This window comes from Citrobacter freundii complex sp. CFNIH4, from assembly GCF_002934505.1.
GTDB lineage: Bacteria > Pseudomonadota > Gammaproteobacteria > Enterobacterales > Enterobacteriaceae > Citrobacter > Citrobacter freundii.
The window spans coordinates 252,065-272,290 of record NZ_CP026231.1; the positions used below are offsets into that span (position 1 = coordinate 252,065).

19 protein-coding genes are annotated in these 20,226 nt (G+C 51.7%); 15 read left to right on the forward strand and 4 right to left on the reverse strand.

Translation table 11 applies throughout. The features are described 5' to 3' along the window. Positions 1-16: 16 nt before the first annotated feature. The 4 genes from C2U41_RS01200 to map form a co-directional block, all read right to left on the reverse strand. Positions 17-403 (reverse strand): DUF3461 family protein, encoded by a 387-nt coding sequence (locus tag C2U41_RS01200; protein WP_003018562.1) that lies wholly within the window; start codon positions 401-403, stop codon positions 17-19. Between the two features lie 109 nt (positions 404-512). Beyond that, on the reverse strand, positions 513-1,337 hold the full coding sequence (gene dapD, locus C2U41_RS01205; RefSeq protein ID WP_003837532.1) for a 2,3,4,5-tetrahydropyridine-2,6-dicarboxylate N-succinyltransferase: 825 nt from the start codon (positions 1,335-1,337) through the stop codon (positions 513-515). Positions 1,338-1,368: 31 nt separating this feature from the next. Next, the gene (gene glnD, locus C2U41_RS01210) at positions 1,369-4,041 is read right to left on the reverse strand and encodes a bifunctional uridylyltransferase/uridylyl-removing protein GlnD (RefSeq protein ID WP_071696626.1); all 2,673 of its coding nucleotides are present in this window, start codon (positions 4,039-4,041) and stop codon (positions 1,369-1,371) included. Between the two features lie 113 nt (positions 4,042-4,154). Next, the gene (map, locus tag C2U41_RS01215; protein WP_003018555.1) at positions 4,155-4,949 is read right to left on the reverse strand and encodes a type I methionyl aminopeptidase; all 795 of its coding nucleotides are present in this window, start codon (positions 4,947-4,949) and stop codon (positions 4,155-4,157) included. 324 nt (positions 4,950-5,273) lie between these two features. On the opposite strand from map, the gene rpsB reads away from it, so the two are divergent. The 15 genes from rpsB (at position 5,274) to rnhB (ending at position 20,224) form a co-directional block, all read left to right on the forward strand. Next, the gene (gene rpsB / locus C2U41_RS01220; protein WP_003018553.1) at positions 5,274-5,999 is read left to right on the forward strand and encodes a 30S ribosomal protein S2; all 726 of its coding nucleotides are present in this window, start codon (positions 5,274-5,276) and stop codon (positions 5,997-5,999) included. A gap of 136 nt (positions 6,000-6,135) precedes the next feature. Then, positions 6,136-6,987: a translation elongation factor Ts gene (gene tsf, locus C2U41_RS01225; protein ID WP_003018551.1), complete on the forward strand. Its 852-nt coding sequence runs from the start codon at positions 6,136-6,138 to the stop codon at positions 6,985-6,987. A 145-nt stretch (positions 6,988-7,132) separates the two neighbouring features. Beyond that, positions 7,133-7,858 carry a UMP kinase gene (pyrH, locus tag C2U41_RS01230; protein WP_003018549.1) on the forward strand — a complete coding sequence of 242 codons (726 nt, stop codon included), beginning with the start codon at positions 7,133-7,135 and terminating at the stop codon, positions 7,856-7,858. 139 nt (positions 7,859-7,997) lie between these two features. Then, the gene (frr, locus tag C2U41_RS01235) at positions 7,998-8,555 is read left to right on the forward strand and encodes a ribosome recycling factor (protein WP_003018547.1); all 558 of its coding nucleotides are present in this window, start codon (positions 7,998-8,000) and stop codon (positions 8,553-8,555) included. Between the two features lie 110 nt (positions 8,556-8,665). Continuing rightward, positions 8,666-9,862, forward strand: coding sequence for a 1-deoxy-D-xylulose-5-phosphate reductoisomerase (ispC, locus tag C2U41_RS01240; protein WP_048233869.1), 1,197 nt, complete (start codon positions 8,666-8,668; stop codon positions 9,860-9,862). Positions 9,863-10,049: 187 nt separating this feature from the next. Then, positions 10,050-10,808, forward strand: a complete 759-nt coding sequence (gene ispU, locus C2U41_RS01245) for a (2E,6E)-farnesyl-diphosphate-specific ditrans,polycis-undecaprenyl-diphosphate synthase (RefSeq protein WP_003018543.1) — start codon at positions 10,050-10,052, stop codon at positions 10,806-10,808. Positions 10,809-10,820: 12 nt separating this feature from the next. Continuing rightward, positions 10,821-11,678, forward strand: coding sequence for a phosphatidate cytidylyltransferase (cdsA, locus tag C2U41_RS01250; RefSeq protein ID WP_003018541.1), 858 nt, complete (start codon positions 10,821-10,823; stop codon positions 11,676-11,678). An 11-nt stretch (positions 11,679-11,689) separates the two neighbouring features. Further along, positions 11,690-13,042 carry a sigma E protease regulator RseP gene (rseP, locus tag C2U41_RS01255; RefSeq protein WP_044714937.1) on the forward strand — a complete coding sequence of 451 codons (1,353 nt, stop codon included), beginning with the start codon at positions 11,690-11,692 and terminating at the stop codon, positions 13,040-13,042. Positions 13,043-13,071: 29 nt separating this feature from the next. After that, complete coding sequence (gene bamA, locus C2U41_RS01260) at positions 13,072-15,495, forward strand: outer membrane protein assembly factor BamA (RefSeq protein ID WP_003018536.1); 2,424 nt, start codon at positions 13,072-13,074, stop codon at positions 15,493-15,495. Between the two features lie 122 nt (positions 15,496-15,617). After that, the gene (skp, locus tag C2U41_RS01265) at positions 15,618-16,103 is read left to right on the forward strand and encodes a molecular chaperone Skp (RefSeq protein ID WP_003018533.1); all 486 of its coding nucleotides are present in this window, start codon (positions 15,618-15,620) and stop codon (positions 16,101-16,103) included. A gap of 3 nt (positions 16,104-16,106) precedes the next feature. Beyond that, the gene (gene lpxD / locus C2U41_RS01270; RefSeq protein ID WP_003018531.1) at positions 16,107-17,132 is read left to right on the forward strand and encodes a UDP-3-O-(3-hydroxymyristoyl)glucosamine N-acyltransferase; all 1,026 of its coding nucleotides are present in this window, start codon (positions 16,107-16,109) and stop codon (positions 17,130-17,132) included. A 103-nt stretch (positions 17,133-17,235) separates the two neighbouring features. After that, on the forward strand, positions 17,236-17,691 hold the full coding sequence (gene fabZ / locus C2U41_RS01275; RefSeq protein ID WP_003018528.1) for a 3-hydroxyacyl-ACP dehydratase FabZ: 456 nt from the start codon (positions 17,236-17,238) through the stop codon (positions 17,689-17,691). A 3-nt stretch (positions 17,692-17,694) separates the two neighbouring features. Further along, positions 17,695-18,483, forward strand: coding sequence for an acyl-ACP--UDP-N-acetylglucosamine O-acyltransferase (gene lpxA, locus C2U41_RS01280; RefSeq protein WP_103849122.1), 789 nt, complete (start codon positions 17,695-17,697; stop codon positions 18,481-18,483). Further along, the gene (gene lpxB, locus C2U41_RS01285) at positions 18,483-19,631 is read left to right on the forward strand and encodes a lipid-A-disaccharide synthase (protein ID WP_003018522.1); all 1,149 of its coding nucleotides are present in this window, start codon (positions 18,483-18,485) and stop codon (positions 19,629-19,631) included. Before lpxA ends, lpxB begins: the two co-directional genes overlap by 1 nt. Beyond that, positions 19,628-20,224, forward strand: coding sequence for a ribonuclease HII (rnhB, locus tag C2U41_RS01290; protein WP_003845817.1), 597 nt, complete (start codon positions 19,628-19,630; stop codon positions 20,222-20,224). The genes lpxB and rnhB overlap by 4 nt, the downstream gene beginning before the upstream one ends. The last annotated feature ends 2 nt before the right edge of the window (positions 20,225-20,226 follow it).

Sequence of the window (20,226 nt, forward strand, 5' to 3'; positions counted from 1 at the left end):
ACACATTCACTCGCGGTTATTTACGCGTTAGTTTTTCCAGATCGGCTTCAATTTCGCTGATCTTGTTGGTCACGACGCTTTCCAGATGACGTAAATCATCAAGGATCTTGCGTTTAAGATCGACTTCGCTGCGATCGCGCTGGCAGATCTGATCCAGTTCGTCGATCACATAGCGCAGGTTGGGACTGATCTCCTGCACTTCTTTGTAACCCTGGCCGACGCCATCGGCGACAACCGTTTTACGCTGACGGGGATATTTGAACTTCACGCTCTTGGCAAAAAACTCGCCTTTATCCTTCTGGAAATAGATTTTCAGGATATCGTTGTTGGCTTCTTGCCGCAGGCTGTAACGATCGATTTCTTCAGGATTAGTAATGCCCAGACTTTTCAGATTGTCATACATAGCGGTACCCTTAAGCTCACCATAACCATTGAATAATTAACGAAAAGCCTTGTTTATGCCACTCGCAGATGTAAAAAAAGCGGGCTAAGCCCGCTTTTTCAAATCACTGTTAGTCGATGGTGCGTAACAGTTCGTTGATTCCTACTTTGCCACGCGTTTTGGCATCGACTTTCTTCACAATCACCGCGCAGTACAGGCTGTATTTGCCATCTTTCGACGGCAGGTTGCCGGAGACAACCACAGAGCCCGCCGGAACGCGACCATAATGCACTTCGCCGGTTTCACGATCGTAAATACGGGTGCTCTGACCAATGTACACGCCCATAGAGATAACAGAGCCTTCTTCGACGATCACGCCTTCAACCACCTCAGAACGTGCGCCGATGAAGCAGTTGTCTTCGATGATGGTCGGGTTAGCCTGTAACGGCTCCAGTACGCCACCGATGCCAACGCCGCCGGACAGGTGAACGTTTTTACCAATTTGCGCGCAGGAACCCACGGTCGCCCAGGTATCAACCATCGTACCTTCATCCACATAAGCGCCGATGTTCACGTAAGACGGCATCAGCACGGTGTTACGGGCGATAAACGCACCCTGGCGTACGGCCGCTGGCGGAACCACGCGGAAACCTTCTTTCTGGAAGCGTGCTTCGTCGTAGTTGGCGAATTTCATCGGCACTTTATCGAAGTAACGACTTTCCGCACCCTCGATAACCTGATTATCGTTAATACGGAAAGAGAGCAGGACCGCCTTTTTCAGCCACTGATGCGTGACCCACTGACCCTCAATCTTTTCTGCGACGCGCAGTGCACCGGAATCCAGTAAAGCAATAACCTGATTCACCGCTTCGCGGGTTACGGTATCTACATTTGCCGGAGTAATGTCGGCACGGCGCTCGAAAGCGGACTCAATAACGTTCTGTAACTGCTGCATTGTTAAACTCTTTCCATAATAAATAAAAACATCACCCTTTATCGTTTGGATTGAGGGCCTCTGTCAACCGTTGATGCACTTCCTGCTGCAGCTCATTATTAAGGGCGCGCCGGTCGGCGGTGGCGATTATGAATAAATCTTCTACTCGCTCGCCAATGGTTGTAATTCGGGCGCCATGCAGCGAAATTCCCAGATCGGCAAAAATCTGCCCGACCCGCGCCAGCAGTCCAGGCTGGTCGAGAGCGATAAGCTCAAGGAATGATTTTCGGTCGGTGTGGGTCGGCAGGAAAGTAACCTCGGTATCGACGGTAAAGTGGCGTAATTTTGCCGGCTGACGACGTGGTTGCGGTGGCTGCCAGCTGCGCTGCGTGATCGCCTGTTCCAGTCCAAAACGGATCGCTTCGTGTCGGTCTGAAGACAGCGGGCTGCCGTCCGGTTCCAGCACGATGAACGTATCCATCGCCATCCCATCGCGGGTAGTGAAAATCTGCGCATCGTGGACGCTTAGATTGCGCCTGTCCAGTTCGGCGCAGACGGCGGCAAACAGGTAAGGGCGATCGGGGCTCCAGATAAAAATTTCCGTTCCGCCGCGCGTGGCCTGCGGGCTGAGCAGGATTAGCGGCTTACTGAGATCGTGCTGCAGCAGATGACGCGCATGCCAGGCCAGTTGATTTGGGCTGTGGCGCACGAAATAGTTGGCGCGACAGCGCGACCAGATGTGGTGCAGCGCTTCTTCATCAATGTTGTCCATACGCAGTAGCGCCAGTGCCTGAAGCTGATGATGGCGAACGCGTTCGCGCATATCTGGCGTGTTTTGCATCCCACGACGTAGTTGTTTTTCCGTCGCAAAGTACAGCTCGCGCAGCAGACTTTGCTTCCAGCTATTCCACAGCGTTTCGTTAGTAGCGCAAATATCCGCGACGGTCAGGCACACTAAAAAGCGCAGACGATGTTCCGTTTGTACTTCTTCAGCGAATTGCTTGATCACTTCCGGATCCTGAATATCACGGCGCTGAGCGGTCACCGACATCAGCAAATGCTGACGCACCAGCCAGACGATCAGCTGCGTTTCACGTGAGTTCAGACCGTGCAGTTCGGCGAATTTGAGCACGTCCTGGGCGCCGAGAACCGAGTGATCGCCGCCTCGACCTTTGGCGATATCGTGGAACAGCGCGGCAATCAGAATTAGCTCCGGCTGTCGCAAGCGCGGCCACAGATCCACGCACAGCGGATGGCGCGGGCGGGTCTCTTCGTTAGCAAAACTCTCCAGCTTGAGCATCACACGGATAGTGTGCTCATCCACCGTATAGGCATGAAACAGGTCAAACTGCATTTGGCCGACAATGTGCGACCATTGCGGCATATAGGCCCACAAAACGCTGTGCCGATGCATCGGCAGCAGGCCGCGACTCACCGCGCCCGGATGGCGCAACATACTGAGAAACAGCGAACGCGCTTCCGGAATGTAGCATAGCGGCTGGGTTAAATGACGGCGGGCATGGCGCAAATGGCGCAGCGTGGTGGAGTAAATCCCGCTGATCGCGCTGTTACGCACCATGATGTAAAACATCCGCAGTATCGCTTCGGGCTTACGGATAAACAGGTCGTCGTTGCGCAGATCGATCAATGTGCCGCGCAGTTGAAAATCGTCATCAATCGGGCGCGGTTTTTCATCGGCTGGCAGGGCGAGGATCGCCTCGTCGAACAGTTGCAACAGCATATGGTTCAGTTCGCTGACCCGTCGCGTGACCCGGAAATAGTCTTTCATCATCCGCTCGATAGGCTCGTTGCCTTCGCCACCGTAGTTTAGCCGTTGCGCCACGCTGAGCTGACGGTCAAACAGCAGACGGTTATCGTAGCGGCTGACCTCCAGATGCAGGGCAAAGCGAATCCGCCACAGGATATGTAAACATTCATTCAGCTCGGCGCGTTCTGCCAGCGTCAAAAAGCCGAAGCCGACCATTTCGTCCAGCGAGGTGGCGCCAAAATGGCGGCGGGCCACCCATTGCAGAGTATGGATATCGCGCAGGCCGCCGGGACTGCTTTTGATATCCGGCTCCAGGTTGTAGCTGGTGCCGTGATAACGCTGGTGGCGCTGATTTTGCTCTTCCACTTTGGCGGCGTAAAATTTATCGGACGGCCAGAAACCTTCGCTAAAAATATGCTTTTGCAGCTCAAGAAACAGCGCGACATCGCCGATAAGCAGGCGTGTTTCAATCAGGTTAGTGGCGACGGTTAAATCTGACAATCCTTCCAGCAGACACTCTTCCAGCGTACGCACGCTGTGCCCAACCTCCAGCCTCACGTCCCATAGCAGCGTTAACAGCTCACCGACTTTTTCTGCCTGCGAATCAGGTAGTTTTTTACGACTGAGGATCAGCAGATCAATATCGGAGAGCGGATGCAGTTCGCCGCGCCCGTAGCCGCCAACGGCAACCAGCGCCAGGTCGGCAATTTGACCGAAACCGGCTTCAATCCACAGGCGCTGAAGCAACTGATCAATAAATTCGGTGCGGGCCTCAATGAGCTGTTCTGCGGAAATTCCACTGTCAAACGCTTCGCCTAACCAGCTCTGGAAGGTGTCGATATGCGCTTTAATACCGGTGCAGTTGAGGTCGTGCTGTGGCCATGTCCCAGGATTTTGTGGCTGGCCAGGCAGGGTGGGGAGGGCAGTATTTGCGTGCTGTTCAGGAAGAGTATTCATTATGCGCCACCCATTAAAAAGCCGGATGATGGCGTGAACGCCTTACCCGGCCTACTAAGTAGTACAATTTGTAGGCCTGATAAGATGCGAATGCATCGCCATCAGGCAAAACATTATTCGCCGTGTGTGATGATCGCCGGGATGGTGTCATCCTTGCGTAACGTCAGAATCTCACAGCCGTTTTCCGTCACTACAATAGTATGCTCGTACTGTGCAGACAAGCTCCGGTCTTTGGTTTTCACCGTCCAGCCGTCTTTCATGGTGCGGATGCGGTAATCACCGGCATTCAGCATCGGTTCTACGGTGAACGTCATGCCCGGCTGCAGTACCACACCGCCGTCGTCTGCATCGTAGTGCAGAACCTGCGGCTCTTCATGGAAGCCGCGACCGATACCGTGACCGCAGTATTCACGAACGACAGAGAAACCTTCACCTTCCGCGTATTTCTGAATTGCAGCGCCCAGCGTGCGCAGGCGAATGCCCGGTTTCACCATCCGCAGCGCCAGATACAGGCTTTCCTGCGTGACGCGGCACAGACGCTCGCCCAGAATAGTAGGTTTGCCGACGATAAACATTTTCGAGGTGTCGCCGTGGTACTCGTCTTTAATCACAGTCACATCGATGTTGACGATATCGCCGTCTTTCAGAAGTTTGGCGTCGTCCGGGATCCCGTGGCACACTACTTCATTAATAGAGATACACACGGACTTCGGATAGCCGTGGTAACCCAGGCAGGCGGAAATGGCCTGCTGCTCATTCACGATATAGTCATTACAGATACGATCCAGTTCGCCGGTGCTGACGCCCGGTTTAACAAACGGTTCGATCATTTCCAGTACATCAGCGGCCAGGCGGCCAGCGACGCGCATTTTTTCGATTTCTTCAGGGGTCTTGATTGAGATAGCCATGAATTCTGTCCATCAGTGCCGATGATATCGGCAATAATTGTTTAAGTGCTGCCAATGGTATCAGTCCCGCATACGTGCTGCCAAATTGAGAATCATTAACAGCACACAGTGCCAACAATTATTGGTGTCTATGGCGTATTTGTGGTATAAAGCGCGCCGGACTTCCGATCCATTCGAAGACTACACACGATGGACGGGAGCGACAAATCTCACTTTGTGTAACAACACACACGTATCGGCACATATTCCGGGGTGCCCTTTGGGGTCGGTAATATGGGATGCGTGGAGGCTTAACCCCAACTTTTATATATAGAGGTTTTAATCATGGCAACTGTTTCCATGCGCGACATGCTCAAGGCTGGTGTTCACTTCGGTCACCAGACCCGTTACTGGAACCCGAAAATGAAGCCGTTCATCTTCGGTGCGCGTAACAAAGTTCACATCATCAACCTTGAGAAAACTGTACCGATGTTCAACGAAGCTCTGGCTGAACTGAACAAGATCTCTGCTCGTAAAGGTAAAATCCTTTTCGTTGGTACTAAACGCGCTGCAAGCGAAGCGGTGAAAGAAGCTGCTAACAGCTGCGACCAGTTCTTCGTGAACCATCGCTGGCTGGGCGGTATGCTGACTAACTGGAAAACCGTTCGTCAGTCCATCAAACGTCTGAAAGATCTGGAAACTCAGTCTCAGGACGGTACTTTCGAAAAGCTGACCAAGAAAGAAGCGCTGATGCGTACTCGTGAGCTTGAGAAACTGGAAAACAGCCTGGGCGGTATCAAAGACATGGGCGGTCTGCCGGACGCTCTGTTCGTAATCGATGCTGACCACGAGCACATTGCTATCAAAGAAGCAAACAACCTGGGTATCCCAGTATTTGCAATCGTTGATACCAACTCTGATCCGGACGGTGTTGACTTCGTTATCCCGGGTAACGACGACGCAATCCGTGCTGTGACCCTGTACCTAGGCGCTGTAGCTACTACCGTTCGTGAAGGCCGTTCTCAGGATCTGGCTTCCCAGGCGGAAGAAAGCTTCGTAGAAGCTGAATAATAAGGCACGCTCGTTAGAGCCCTTATAGACCAGGTAGTATCACGTTTGGTTAGGGGGCCTGTATATGGCCCCCTTTTTCACTTTTAAATCTGTGCGGTTTCATGCCGGGCAGATCAAATCTTCCGAGGATTTTAGAATGGCTGAAATTACCGCATCCCTGGTAAAAGAGCTGCGTGAGCGTACTGGCGCAGGCATGATGGATTGCAAAAAAGCACTGACTGAAGCTAATGGCGACATCGAGCTGGCAATCGAAAACATGCGTAAGTCCGGTGCAATCAAAGCGGCGAAAAAAGCAGGCAACGTTGCTGCTGACGGCGTAATCAAAACCAAAATCGACGGCAATATCGCTTTCATTCTGGAAGTTAACTGCCAGACTGACTTCGTTGCTAAAGATGCTGGTTTCCAGGCATTTGCTGACAAAGTACTGGACGCTGCCGTTGCTGGCAAAATCACTGACGTTGAAGTTCTGAAAGCACAGTTCGAAGAAGAACGTGTTGCTCTGGTTGCTAAAATCGGTGAGAACATCAACATCCGTCGCGTTGCTTCCCTGGAAGGCGAAGTTCTGGGTAACTACCAGCATGGTGCTCGTATCGGTGTTCTGGTTGCTGCAACTGGCGCTGACGAAGAACTGGTTAAACAGCTGGCAATGCACGTTGCTGCAAGCAAACCAGAATTCGTTAAGCCGGAAGACGTTTCCGCTGAAGTGGTAGAAAAAGAATACCAGGTTCAGCTGGACATCGCTATGCAGTCTGGCAAGCCGAAAGAAATCGCAGAGAAAATGGTTGAAGGCCGCATGAAGAAATTCACCGGCGAAGTTTCTCTGACCGGTCAGCCTTTCGTCATGGAACCGAGCAAATCTGTTGGTCAGCTGCTGAAAGAGCATAACGCTGACGTAACAGGCTTCATCCGCTTTGAAGTGGGTGAAGGCATCGAGAAAGTTGAGACTGACTTTGCAGCAGAAGTTGCTGCGATGTCCAAGCAGTCTTAATTTTGAAAGGAGCCGCCTGAGGGCGGCTTCTTTTTGTGTCTGGCTTGTAAATTCAGCGAACCGCTATAGTGGTCCTGCTGAAAAGCGACATACAATGTCGCTGGAATTAACTCATCTCATTCGTTGACAGTCTCAGGAAAGAAACATGGCTACCAATGCAAAACCCGTCTACAAACGTATTCTGCTTAAGTTAAGTGGCGAAGCTCTGCAAGGTTCAGAAGGCTTCGGTATTGATGCAAGCATCCTTGACCGTATGGCTCAGGAAATCAAAGAGCTGGTTGAGCTGGGTATTCAGGTTGGCGTAGTGATTGGTGGTGGTAACCTGTTCCGTGGCGCTGGTCTGGCGAAAGCAGGGATGAACCGCGTTGTGGGCGACCACATGGGCATGTTAGCCACCGTAATGAACGGTCTGGCGATGCGCGATGCGCTTCACCGCGCCTATGTGAACGCTCGCTTGATGTCCGCAATTCCTCTGAACGGCGTGTGTGATAACTACAGTTGGGCTGAAGCTATTAGCCTGCTGCGTAACAACCGCGTTGTTATTTTGTCTGCGGGTACCGGTAATCCGTTCTTCACCACCGATTCAGCAGCCTGCCTGCGTGGTATTGAAATTGAAGCGGATGTGGTACTGAAAGCCACTAAAGTCGATGGCGTATTTACTGCCGACCCGGCTAAAGATCCAACGGCGACCATGTACGAACAGTTGACCTACACTGAAGTACTGGATAAAGAGCTGAAAGTCATGGATCTGGCTGCGTTCACGCTGGCTCGTGACCACAAATTACCGATTCGTGTCTTTAACATGAACAAACCAGGTGCACTGCGCCGTGTTGTTATGGGTGAAAAAGAAGGCACGTTAATCACGGAATAATTCCCGTTGCGGCTAAATGCAGGTAATATTCCGCTTTAATGTCGCGGGATACGTCCCTCAAAATTAATCAAGACTATACTTGTCACATCTTGCGCGGCGGGTATGGTCTGACTGAAACAAGCTTTCAAGGATTCGTAACGTGATCAACGATATCAGAAAAGATGCTGAAGTACGCATGGACAAATGCGTCGAAGCGTTCAAAAACCAAATCAGCAAAATTCGCACGGGTCGTGCTTCTCCTAGCCTGCTGGATGGTATTGTCGTGGAATATTACGGCACACCGACTCCGCTGCGCCAACTGGCAAGCGTAACGGTTGAAGATTCCCGTACCCTGAAAATCAACGTGTTTGACCGTTCTATGGGGCCAGCCGTTGAGAAAGCCATCATGGCTTCCGACCTCGGTCTGAATCCAAGCTCTGCGGGTTCCGACATCCGCGTTCCGCTGCCGCCGCTGACTGAAGAACGTCGTAAAGATCTGACCAAGATCGTGCGTGGCGAAGCTGAAGGCGCGCGTGTTGCGGTACGTAATGTACGCCGCGATGCAAACGACAAAGTGAAAGCGTTGTTGAAAGAAAAAGAGATCAGCGAAGATGACGATCGCCGTTCTCAGGACGACGTACAGAAACTGACTGACGCTGCAATCAAGAAAGTTGATGCGGCGCTGGCAGAGAAAGAAGCGGAACTGATGCAGTTCTGATTCGCCTGTACGCTAAAAACGCCGCTTAGAAGGCCTGAGAAGGCTGGATGGCGGCGTTTTGCTTTTTTCTGTCTATATACCTTAAAGGGTAAAATTCTTCTGGATGTCTCATGAAGCAATTAACCATCCTGGGATCAACCGGTTCCATTGGTTGCAGTACGCTGGATGTAGTACGCCATAACCCGGAAAAATTTCGTGTTACTGCGTTGGTGGCGGGTAAAAATGTCGCCCGCATGGTAGAGCAATGCCTGGAGTTTTCTCCTCGCTATGCGGTAATGGACGATGAAAAAAGCGCTGCGTTGGTAAAAGCAGCTCTGCTGGAGCAGGGCAGTCGCACAGAGGTCATGAGCGGTCAGCAGGCTGCCTGTGATATGGCTGCGCTGGATGATGTTGATCAGGTCATGGCTGCAATTGTCGGCGCAGCGGGCTTATTGCCAACGCTGGCGGCAATTCGTGCGAGCAAAAGTATTTTACTGGCGAACAAAGAGTCTCTGGTGACCTGCGGTCGTCTGTTTATGGACGACGTGAAACGCCACAAAGCGCAGCTTTTGCCGGTAGATAGCGAGCATAACGCGATTTTTCAGAGTTTACCGCAACCTATCCAACACAATCTGGGATACGCTGACCTTGAGCAAAACGGCGTTATGTCAGTTCTGCTTACCGGGTCTGGTGGCCCATTCCGTGAAACGCCATTGCGCGATCTGGTCTCTATGACCCCCGATCAGGCATGTCGTCATCCGAATTGGTCGATGGGACGAAAAATCTCTGTCGATTCCGCCACCATGATGAACAAAGGTCTGGAATACATTGAAGCGCGTTGGTTATTTAATGCCAGTGCAAGCCAGATGGAAGTGCTGATTCACCCGCAGTCGGTTATTCATTCGATGGTCCGTTATCAGGATGGTAGTGTTCTGGCGCAGTTGGGTGAACCGGACATGCGTACACCTATTGCCCATACCATGGCATGGCCAGAACGAGTGACGTCCGGTGTTAAGCCTGTCGATTTTTGCAAACTCAGTGCGCTGACGTTTTCAGCACCTGATTACCAGCGTTATCCGTGCCTGAAGCTGGCGATGGACGCGTTTGAGCAAGGGCAGGCGGCGACGACTGCACTTAATGCCGCGAATGAAATTACCGTTGCCGCGTTTCTGGCGCAGCAGATCCGATTTACCGATATTGCTGACCTGAATTTATCCGTGCTGGATAAGATGGATTTGCAGGAGCCGCAGAGCGTTGATGACGTGCTGAAGGTTGATGCCATCGCGCGGGACGTCGCCAGAAAAGAAGTGATGCGACTCTCAAGCTGATGATAATCCCTCTACGGAGAATCGTGCTATTTGTTAGCGTTGGGCTTCAGTGATATAGTCTGCGCCACCCGATCGCGGGTATTTGCTTTTTTTCGGTCGGGTAAGCCGTGGTTTGACACGGCTTTTTTGTGGATGGGCTTCAGTATTCCTGAGTACCGTAAATCCTTTCAGGGACTAATAACGCGTTATGTTGTCTGCAACTAAACCATTAAGCGAAAATTTGCCAGCACATGGTTGTCGCCATGTCGCAATTATCATGGATGGCAATGGCCGCTGGGCGAAAAAGCAAGGGAAGATTCGCGCCTTTGGGCATAAGGCCGGAGCAAAATCCGTCCGCCGGGCTGTCTCTTTTGCTGCCAATAACGGTATTGATGCGTTAACGCTGTATGCCTTTAGCAGTGAGAACTGGAACCGACCTGCGCAGGAAGTGAGCGCGTTAATGGAACTGTTTGTGTGGGCACTTGATAGTGAAGTGAAAAACCTGCACCGCCATAACGTACGTCTGCGTATTATCGGGGATATCAGTCGATTTAACTCTCGTTTGCAAGAACGGATTCGCAAATCAGAAGCGATTACTGCCCAGAATACCGGGTTGACGCTGAATATTGCAGCGAATTACGGTGGACGGTGGGATATAGTCCAGGGGGTCAGGCAACTGGCACAACAGGTGCAGGATGGTCTGCTGCGTCCAGAGCAAATCGATGAAGAGATGCTTGGGCAGCAAATTTGTATGCATGAACTGGCTCCTGTGGATTTAGTGATAAGGACTGGGGGAGAGCATCGAATTAGTAATTTTCTGTTGTGGCAAATTGCCTATGCCGAACTTTACTTTACGGATGTTCTCTGGCCCGATTTCGATGAACAAGACTTTGAAGGTGCGCTGCATGCCTTTGCTAATCGTGAGCGTCGTTTCGGCGGCACCGAGCCCGGTGATGAAAAAGCCTGATGGGGGTCGCTTTTGCTGAAGTATCGCCTGATTTCTGCTTTTGTTTTAATACCCGTTGTCATCGCGGCGCTGTTTTTGCTGCCGCCGGTGGGGTTCGCCATTGTCACGCTGGTCGTTTGTATGCTGGCCGCCTGGGAATGGGGACAGTTAAGCGGTTTTACCACGCGTACACAGCGAGTCTGGCTGGCGGTTTTGTGCGGGCTATTGCTGGCGCTAATGCTGTTCTTACTGCCGGAATACCATCGCAATATTCATCAGCCGCTGGTTGAAGTATCGCTGTGGGCGTCGCTGGGCTGGTGGGTCGTGGCGCTGTTGCTGGTATTGTTTTATCCCGGCTCTGCGTCGGTCTGGCGTAATTCCAAAACATTACGCATAATTTTCGGCGTGTTAACCATTGTTCCGTTCTTTTGGGGAATGCTGGCGCTACGTGCATGGCATTATGATGAGAATCATTATAGTGGCGCGCTATGGCTGCTGTATGTCATGATCCTCGTTTGGGGAGCGGACTCGGGTGCGTATATGTTTGGTAAGCTGTTTGGCAAACATAAGCTGGCACCGAAGGTTTCTCCTGGTAAAACCTGGCAGGGTTTTATTGGCGGACTCGCCACTGCGGCCGTAATCTCATGGGGTTATGGCATGTGGGCGAATCTTGAAGTTGCGCCTGTCACCTTGCTCATTTGCTCCATCGTTGCAGCCCTGGCCTCCGTGCTGGGTGACCTGACCGAGAGTATGTTTAAGCGTGAAGCAGGTATTAAGGACAGTGGTCACTTAATTCCAGGACACGGCGGTATTCTGGACCGTATTGATAGCCTGACGGCTGCGGTACCGGTCTTTGCCTGCCTGTTGTTACTGGTATTCAGGACGCTCTAACGGATGGTCTTATGCTGAGTATTCTCTGGAATCTGGCTGCATTCATTGTCGCACTTGGTGTGCTTATCACCGTGCATGAATTTGGTCATTTCTGGGTTGCGCGGCGCTGCGGAGTCCGCGTCGAACGCTTTTCCATTGGTTTTGGAAAAGCGCTTTGGCGGCGTACCGATAAATTAGGTACGGAATACGTTATCGCCCTGATTCCCCTCGGCGGTTACGTCAAAATGCTGGATGAGCGCGCTGAACCAGTCGCACCGGAGTTGCGCCATTACGCCTTCAACAATAAAACGGTTGGACAACGCGCAGCCATCATCGCTGCAGGTCCGATTGCAAACTTCCTTTTTGCTATTTTCGCTTACTGGCTGGTGTTTATCATCGGTGTCCCTGGCGTTCGTCCGGTTGTTGGTGAAATAACACCCAACTCGATTGCCGCGCAGGCGCAAATTCAGCCGGGTACGGAACTAAAAGCGGTTGATGGTATCGAAACCCCTGATTGGGATGCCGTGAGATTGCAACTGGTAGCCAAAATTGGCGATGAGCATACGACTCTCAGCGTAGCGCAGTTTGGCAGTAACCAGCGTCAGGACAAAACGCTGGATTTACGTCAGTGGGCATTTGAGCCAGACAAAGAGGATCCCGTCTCCAGTTTAGGGATTCGTCCGCGCGGTCCGCAGATTGAACCGGTGCTGTCAGAAGTGCAGGTTAACTCCGCTGCAAGTAAGGCAGGTTTGCAAGCAGGCGACAGGATCGTTAAAGTCAATGGTCAGCCGCTGACGCAATGGATGACGTTTGTGACGCTGGTGCGCGATAATCCGGATAAGCCGTTAGCGCTAGATATTGAAAGACAAGGAAGTTCCTTGTCTTTAACGTTAACCCCAGATTCAAAACAGGTTAACGGGAAGGCAGAAGGTTTTGCGGGCGTGGTGCCTAAAGTTATTCCTCTGCCTGATGAGTATAAGACTGTACGCCAGTATGGGCCATTCAGCGCCGTCCTCGAAGCCTCGGATAAAACGTGGCAGTTGATGAAGCTGACGGTCAGTATGCTGGGAAAATTGATTACCGGTGATGTAAAACTGAACAACCTCAGTGGGCCGATTTCTATTGCCCAGGGGGCTGGGATGTCAGCGGAATTCGGGATTATTTATTACCTGATGTTCCTTGCGCTTATCAGCGTGAACTTAGGGATAATTAACCTGTTTCCGTTGCCCGTTCTAGACGGGGGGCATCTGCTGTTCCTGGCGATAGAAAAGCTGAAGGGCGGTCCGGTATCCGAGCGGGTTCAAGACTTTAGTTATCGCATTGGCTCTATCTTGCTGGTGTTGTTAATGGGGCTTGCACTTTTCAATGATTTCTCTCGGTTGTAAGAGAGTGTTAGGAAGAACGCATAATAACGATGGCGATGAAAAAGTTGCTCATAGCGTCGCTGCTGTTTAGCAGCGCCACCGTATACGGTGCTGAAGGGTTCGTAGTGAAGGACATTCATTTCGAAGGCCTACAGCGAGTCGCCGTTGGTGCGGCTCTCCTCAGTATGCCGGTGCGCACAGGCGACACGGTTAATGATGAAGACATCAGTAATACCATTCGTGCTCTGTTCGCCACCGGTAACTTTGAGGATGTCCGCGTCCTGCGCGATGGTGATACCCTTCTGGTTCAGGTAAAAGAGCGTCCGACGATTGCCAGCATCACTTTCTCCGGTAATAAATCGGTGAAAGATGACATGCTCAAGCAAAACCTCGAGGCGTCTGGTGTGCGTGTTGGCGAGTCTCTGGATCGCACCACGCTTGCCGATATCGAAAAAGGCCTGGAAGATTTCTACTATAGCGTCGGTAAGTACAGCGCCAGTGTGAAAGCGGTGGTGACGCCGTTGCCGCGTAACCGCGTTGACCTCAAGCTGGTCTTCCAGGAAGGTGTTTCGGCGAAGATCCAACAGATCAATATCGTCGGCAACCATGCCTTCACGACTGACGAACTTATCTCTCACTTCCAGTTGCGTGATGAAGTACCGTGGTGGAACGTGGTGGGCGATCGCAAATACCAGAAACAGAAACTGGCGGGCGACCTTGAAACCCTGCGCAGTTACTATCTGGATCGCGGTTATGCTCGCTTCAATATCGATTCCACTCAGGTCAGCCTGACGCCGGATAAAAAAGGTATCTACATCACCGTTAACATCACAGAAGGCGAGCAGTACAAGCTTTCTGGGGTTCAGGTGAGCGGTAACCTGGCCGGGCACTCCGCCGAAATTGAGACCCTGACGAAGATCGAGCCAGGTGAACTCTATAACGGCACCAAAGTGACCAAAATGGAAGATGATATCAAGAAGCTCCTGGGTCGCTATGGCTATGCCTATCCGCGCGTACAGTCGCAGCCTGAAATCAACGACGCTGACAAAACCGTTAAATTACGCGTAAACGTGGATGCGGGTAACCGTTTCTATGTGCGTAAGATTCGCTTTGAAGGTAACGACACCTCTAAAGATTCCGTTCTGCGTCGCGAAATGCGTCAGATGGAAGGTGCATGGTTGGGCAGCGATCTGGTCGACCAGGGTAAAGAGCGTCTGAACCGTCTGGGTTACTTTGAAACAGTTGATACCGATACTCAGCGTGTTCCGGGCAGACCGGATCAGGTTGATGTAGTCTACAAGGTCAAAGAGCGTAACACCGGTAGCTTTAACTTCGGCGTCGGTTACGGTACCGAGAGCGGCGTGAGCTTCCAGGCTGGCGTTCAGCAAGATAACTGGTTAGGTACCGGTTATTCTGTTGGCATCAACGGCACCAAAAACGACTACCAGACCTATACTGAGTTGTCTGTGACTAACCCGTACTTCACCGTTGATGGTGTGAGCCTGGGTGGCCGTGTCTTCTATAACGACTTTGAAGCGAATGATGCGGATCTGTCCGACTATACCAACAAAAGTTATGGTACAGACGTAACGCTTGGCTTCCCGGTAAACGAATACAACACGTTGCGTGCCGGCCTGGGTTATGTACATAACAAACTGTCCAACATGCAGCCGCAGGTTGCGATGGATCGTTATCTTGAGTCAATGGGCGAGACCAATACCAACAGCTTTGCCGCTGATGACTTCACCTTTAACTACGGTTGGACGTACAACAAACTGGACCGTGGGTATTTCCCAACGGACGGTACACGCGTCAACCTGAACGGTAAAGTGACCATTCCGGGCTCTGATAACGAATACTACAAAGTGTCGATGGATACCGCGACCTATGTGCCGATCGATGACGATCACAAGTGGGTGGTTTTAGGACGTACGAAGGTAGGCTATGGCGACGGTATTGGCAGCAAAGAAATGCCGTTCTATGAGAACTTCTATGCAGGTGGTTCCAGCACCGTGCGTGGCTTCCAGTCGAATACTATCGGTCCAAAAGCAGTCTACAAAAACGGTGCTTACGCCAGTGGTTCTGATAATAGTGACTACGAAGAGTGTTCCAACGCAGACGGTAAGGACTGTAAATCGGATGACGCAGTGGGCGGTAACGCCATGGCTGTCGCCAGCCTGGAGTTTATTACCCCAACGCCATTCATTAGCGATAAGTATGCCAACTCGGTTCGTACCTCGTTCTTCTGGGACATGGGTACCGTTTGGGATACTAACTGGCAGGATAGCGCTCAAACACGTGCTATAGGTGTGCCGGACTACAGTGATCCAAGTAATATCCGTATGTCAGCGGGTATCGCTTTACAATGGATGTCCCCATTGGGGCCGTTGGTTTTCTCCTACGCCCAGCCGTTCAAGAAGTACGATGGAGACAAAGCGGAACAGTTCCAGTTTAACATTGGTAAAACCTGGTAATTGTTCTTCGCAAAGGAATGTAGTGGTAGTGTAGCGATGACTTTAGGCGATCTTGCATGGGATCGCCTGGCCACGCAAAGAACTGCACCTTCGGGTGCAAATGGGATGGTAAGGAGTTAATTGTGAAAAAGTGGTTATTAGCTGCAGGTCTCGGTTTAGCGATGGCAACGTCCGCACAAGCGGCTGACAAAATTGCAATCGTCAACATGGGTAGCCTGTTCCAACAGGTTGCACAGAAGACAGGTGTTTCTGCTACGCTGGAAAACGAGTTCAAAGGCCGTGCCAGCGAACTGCAGCGTATGGAATCCGATCTGCAATCTAAGATGCAGCGTCTGCAATCAATGAAAGCAGGTAGCGATCGTACCAAGCTGGAAAAAGACGTTATGGCTCAGCGCCAGACTTTCTCTCAGAAAGCTCAGGCTTTTGAGCAGGATCGTGCGCGTCGCTCCAACGAAGAACGTGGCAAACTGGTTACTCGTATCCAGACTGCTGTGAAATCTGTTGCCAGCAGCCAGAGCATCGATCTGGTCGTTGACGCAAACACCGTTGCATACAACAGCAGCGATGTAAAAGACATCACCGCTGACGTACTGAAACAGGTTAAATAAGTAATGCCTTCAATTCGACTGGCTGATTTAGCAGAGCAGTTGGATGCAGAATTACACGGTGATGGCGATATCGTCATCACCGGCGTAGCGTCCATGCAATCTGCGCAAACTGGCAATATCACGTTCATGGTGAATCCTAAGTACCGTGAACACTTAGGCGTATGCCAGGCTTCTGCCGTAGTAATGACGCAGGACGATCTTCCTTTTGCTAAAAGTGCCGCGTTGGTAGTGAAGAATCCCTACCTGACCTATGCACGTATGGCGCAAATTTTAGATACCACGCCTCAGCCTGCACAGAACATTGCACCGAGTGCAGTGATCGATGCAACGGCGAAGCTTGGTAATAATGTCTCTGTGGGCGCAAATGCGGTCATTGAGTCTGGCGTAGAACTGGGTGATAACGTCGTTATCGGCGCAGGCTGCTTCGTCGGAAAAAATACTAAAATCGGTGCAGGTTCACGCTTGTGGGCGAATGTGACGATTTACCACGACATTCAGATCGGTGAGAATTGCCTGATCCAGTCAAGCACTGTCGTTGGATCTGATGGATTTGGTTACGCGAACGATCGCGGTAACTGGGTAAAGATCCCGCAGCTTGGTCGCGTGATTATCGGCGATCGCGTCGAGATCGGCGCTTGTACCACCATTGACCGTGGTGCTCTGGACGATACTGTGATCGGTAATGGTGTTATCATTGATAACCAGTGCCAGATTGCGCATAACGTTGTGATTGGCGACAATACGGCAGTAGCCGGTGGCGTCATTATGGCGGGAAGCCTGAAGATTGGCCGTTACTGCATGATTGGCGGCGCCAGCGTGATCAATGGGCATATGGAAATATGCGACAAAGTCACGGTGACTGGCATGGGTATGGTGATGCGTCCTATCACCGAACCTGGCGTCTATTCCTCAGGCATTCCGCTACAACCCAATAAGGTATGGCGTAAAACAGCTGCACTGGTGATGAATATTGATGATATGAGCAAGCGCCTCAAAGCGATTGAGCGCAAGGTTAATCAACAAGACTAAAGCACCGTTTTTGCATGTCTGACTTTTCGGCCTGTCCCATTCATACGATTGCGACAGGCCGTGTTATTATTGCCTTTTAGTATATTTTGACAGGAAGAGTATTTTGACTACTAACACTCATACTCTGCATATTGAAGAGATTTTAGAACTTCTGCCGCACCGTTTTCCGTTTCTGCTGGTTGATCGCGTGCTGGATTTTGAAGAAGGTCGTTTTCTGCGCGCAGTGAAAAATGTATCCGTTAACGAGCCTTTCTTTCAGGGCCACTTCCCGGGTAAACCTATTTTCCCTGGCGTATTGATTCTGGAAGCGATGGCACAGGCTACCGGTATCCTTGCGTTTAAAAGCGTAGGAAAACTGGAACCAGGCGAACTGTATTATTTCGCGGGTATTGACGAAGCACGCTTTAAGCGTCCTGTCGTGCCTGGCGATCAGATGATCATGGAAGTGACTTTCGAGAAAACGCGCCGTGGCCTGACCCGTTTTAAAGGGGTTGCGCTGGTCGACGGTAAAGTTGTGTGCGAAGCAACGATGATGTGTGCCCGTAGCCGGGAGGCCTGATACGTGATTGATAAATCCGCCTTTATTCACCGGACCGCCATTGTAGAAGAGGGCGCCAGCATTGGTGCCAATGCTCACATTGGCCCATTTTGTATTGTTGGACCCCATGTTGAAATTGGTGAGGGTACCGTACTGAAGTCTCACGTTGTCGTGAATGGCCATACAAAAATTGGTCGCGATAACGAGATCTATCAGTTTGCCTCCATCGGTGAAGTTAACCAGGATCTTAAATATGCTGGCGAACCGACCCGTGTGGAAATTGGCGATCGCAACCGCATCCGCGAAAGCGTCACCATTCATCGTGGCACAGTGCAGGGCGGTGGAGTGACGAAGGTGGGCAGCGATAACTTACTGATGATTAATGCGCACGTCGCGCATGATTGTACGGTAGGAAACCGCTGTATTCTGGCGAATAACGCCACGCTTGCCGGACATGTTTCGCTGGATGATTTTGTTATCATCGGCGGCATGACTGCGGTGCATCAGTTCTGCATCATCGGTGCTCATGTGATGGTTGGTGGCTGTTCTGGTGTAGCCCAGGACGTGCCTCCGTACGTTATCGCCCAGGGCAACCACGCGACGCCGTTTGGCGTCAATATCGAAGGTCTGAAGCGTCGTGGATTCACTCGCGAAGCGATTACCGCGATTCGTAACGCCTACAAAGCGTTGTACCGTAGTGGTAAAACGCTGGAAGAAGTGAAACCAGAAATCGCGGAACTGGCGAAACAGTACCCCGAAGTTCAGGCTTTCAGCGACTTCTTTGAGCGCTCAACGCGTGGCCTGATTCGTTAATGACTGAACAGCGTCCTTTAACGATTGCCCTCGTCGCCGGAGAAACCTCCGGCGATATTCTTGGTGCAGGGTTAATCCGTGCACTCAAGGCTCGCGTTCCCAATGCGCGTTTTGTTGGTGTGGCGGGTCCGCTGATGCAGGCCGAAGGCTGTGAAGCCTGGTACGAAATGGAAGAGCTGGCGGTCATGGGCATTGTTGAAGTGCTCGGACGTCTGCGCCGTTTACTGCATATTCGTGCCGACCTCACTCGCCGATTCACCGACTTAAAGCCGGATGTTTTCGTTGGCATTGATGCACCTGATTTCAACATTACCCTCGAAGGGAACTTGAAAAAACAGGGCATTAAAACCATTCATTATGTCAGTCCGTCCGTCTGGGCGTGGCGACAGAAACGCGTTTTCAAAATAGGCAGATCCACCAACATGGTGCTGGCCTTTCTGCCTTTCGAAAAAGCGTTTTATGACAAATTTAACGTCCCGTGCCGCTTTATAGGTCATACCATGGCGGATGCCATGCCGTTGGACCCGGATAAAAACGCGGCACGTGATATTCTGGGCATTCCTCATGACGCTCACTGCCTGGCGCTACTGCCGGGAAGCCGTGGTGCAGAAGTGGAGATGCTCAGCGCCGATTTTCTGAAAACGGCGCAGCTATTACGCCAGCATTATCCGGATCTCGAAGTGGTGGTGCCGTTGGTGAATGCCAAACGTCGTGAGCAGTTTGAACGCATTAAAGCGGAAGTTGCACCGGAGCTTTCCGTACATCTGCTCAATGGTATGGGACGTGAAGCAATGGTGGCCAGCGACGCCGCACTGCTGGCTTCAGGTACCGCCGCGCTGGAATGTATGCTGGCAAAATGCCCGATGGTGGTTGGCTACCGTATGAAACCCTTCACCTTCTGGCTGGCGAAGCGTCTGGTGAAGACTGATTACGTTTCGCTACCTAACCTGCTGGCGGGAAGAGAACTGGTTAAAGAGCTGTTGCAGGAAGAGTGTGAACCGCAGGCGCTGTCGCAAGCGCTGTTGCCGTTGCTGGCGAAGGGTAAAACCAGCCATGCGATGCACGACACATTCCGTGAACTGCACCAGCAGATCCGTTGCAATGCTGATGAGCAGGCAGCGGATGCGGTCCTGGAGTTAGCGCAATGATTGAATTTGTGTATCCGCATACGCATTTAGTGGCGGGTGTGGATGAAGTCGGACGCGGCCCTTTGGTCGGCGCGGTCGTCACTGCTGCCGTCATTCTGGATCCGGCTCGCCCTATTATCGGTCTTAACGACTCAAAAAAACTGTCAGAAAAACGTCGCCTGGCGCTGTTTGATGAAATTAAAGAAAAGGCGTTAAGCTGGAGCCTGGGTCGGGCAGAACCGCATGAAATCGACGAACTGAACATTTTGCATGCTACCATGCTGGCCATGCAGCGTGCGGTTGCGGGTCTGCATATTGTGCCCGAATACGTGCTGATTGACGGCAATCGTTGCCCGGCATTACCGGTACCGTCGATGGCGGTGGTCAAAGGTGATAGCCGCGTGGCGGAGATTAGCGCCGCATCGATTCTGGCAAAAGTGACCCGTGACGCTGAAATGGCGGCGCTGGATACGGTTTTTCCACAGTATGGTTTTGCACAGCACAAAGGTTATCCAACCGCATTTCATCTGGAAAAATTGGCACTGCATGGTGCGACTGAGCACCATCGCCGCAGCTTTGGCCCCGTCAAACGCGCACTGGGACTCTCGTCCTGATT

Bases quoted from the DNA above. Each gene is read 5' to 3' on its own strand.
- C2U41_RS01200 (WP_003018562.1), bottom strand. From the start codon at position 403: ATGTATGACAATCTGAAAAGTCTGGGCATTACTAATCCTGAAGAAATC.
- dapD (WP_003837532.1), bottom strand. From the start codon at position 1,337: ATGCAGCAGTTACAGAACGTTATTGAGTCCGCTTTCGAGCGCCGTGCC.
- glnD (WP_071696626.1), bottom strand. From the start codon at position 4,041: ATGAATACTCTTCCTGAACAGCACGCAAATACTGCCCTCCCCACCCTG.
- map (WP_003018555.1), bottom strand. From the start codon at position 4,949: ATGGCTATCTCAATCAAGACCCCTGAAGAAATCGAAAAAATGCGCGTC.
- rpsB (WP_003018553.1), top strand. From the start codon at position 5,274: ATGGCAACTGTTTCCATGCGCGACATGCTCAAGGCTGGTGTTCACTTC.
- tsf (WP_003018551.1), top strand. From the start codon at position 6,136: ATGGCTGAAATTACCGCATCCCTGGTAAAAGAGCTGCGTGAGCGTACT.
- pyrH (WP_003018549.1), top strand. From the start codon at position 7,133: ATGGCTACCAATGCAAAACCCGTCTACAAACGTATTCTGCTTAAGTTA.
- ispC (WP_048233869.1), top strand. From the start codon at position 8,666: ATGAAGCAATTAACCATCCTGGGATCAACCGGTTCCATTGGTTGCAGT.
- ispU (WP_003018543.1), top strand. From the start codon at position 10,050: ATGTTGTCTGCAACTAAACCATTAAGCGAAAATTTGCCAGCACATGGT.
- rseP (WP_044714937.1), top strand. From the start codon at position 11,690: ATGCTGAGTATTCTCTGGAATCTGGCTGCATTCATTGTCGCACTTGGT.
- bamA (WP_003018536.1), top strand. From the start codon at position 13,072: ATGGCGATGAAAAAGTTGCTCATAGCGTCGCTGCTGTTTAGCAGCGCC.
- lpxD (WP_003018531.1), top strand. From the start codon at position 16,107: ATGCCTTCAATTCGACTGGCTGATTTAGCAGAGCAGTTGGATGCAGAA.
- lpxB (WP_003018522.1), top strand. From the start codon at position 18,483: ATGACTGAACAGCGTCCTTTAACGATTGCCCTCGTCGCCGGAGAAACC.
- rnhB (WP_003845817.1), top strand. From the start codon at position 19,628: ATGATTGAATTTGTGTATCCGCATACGCATTTAGTGGCGGGTGTGGAT.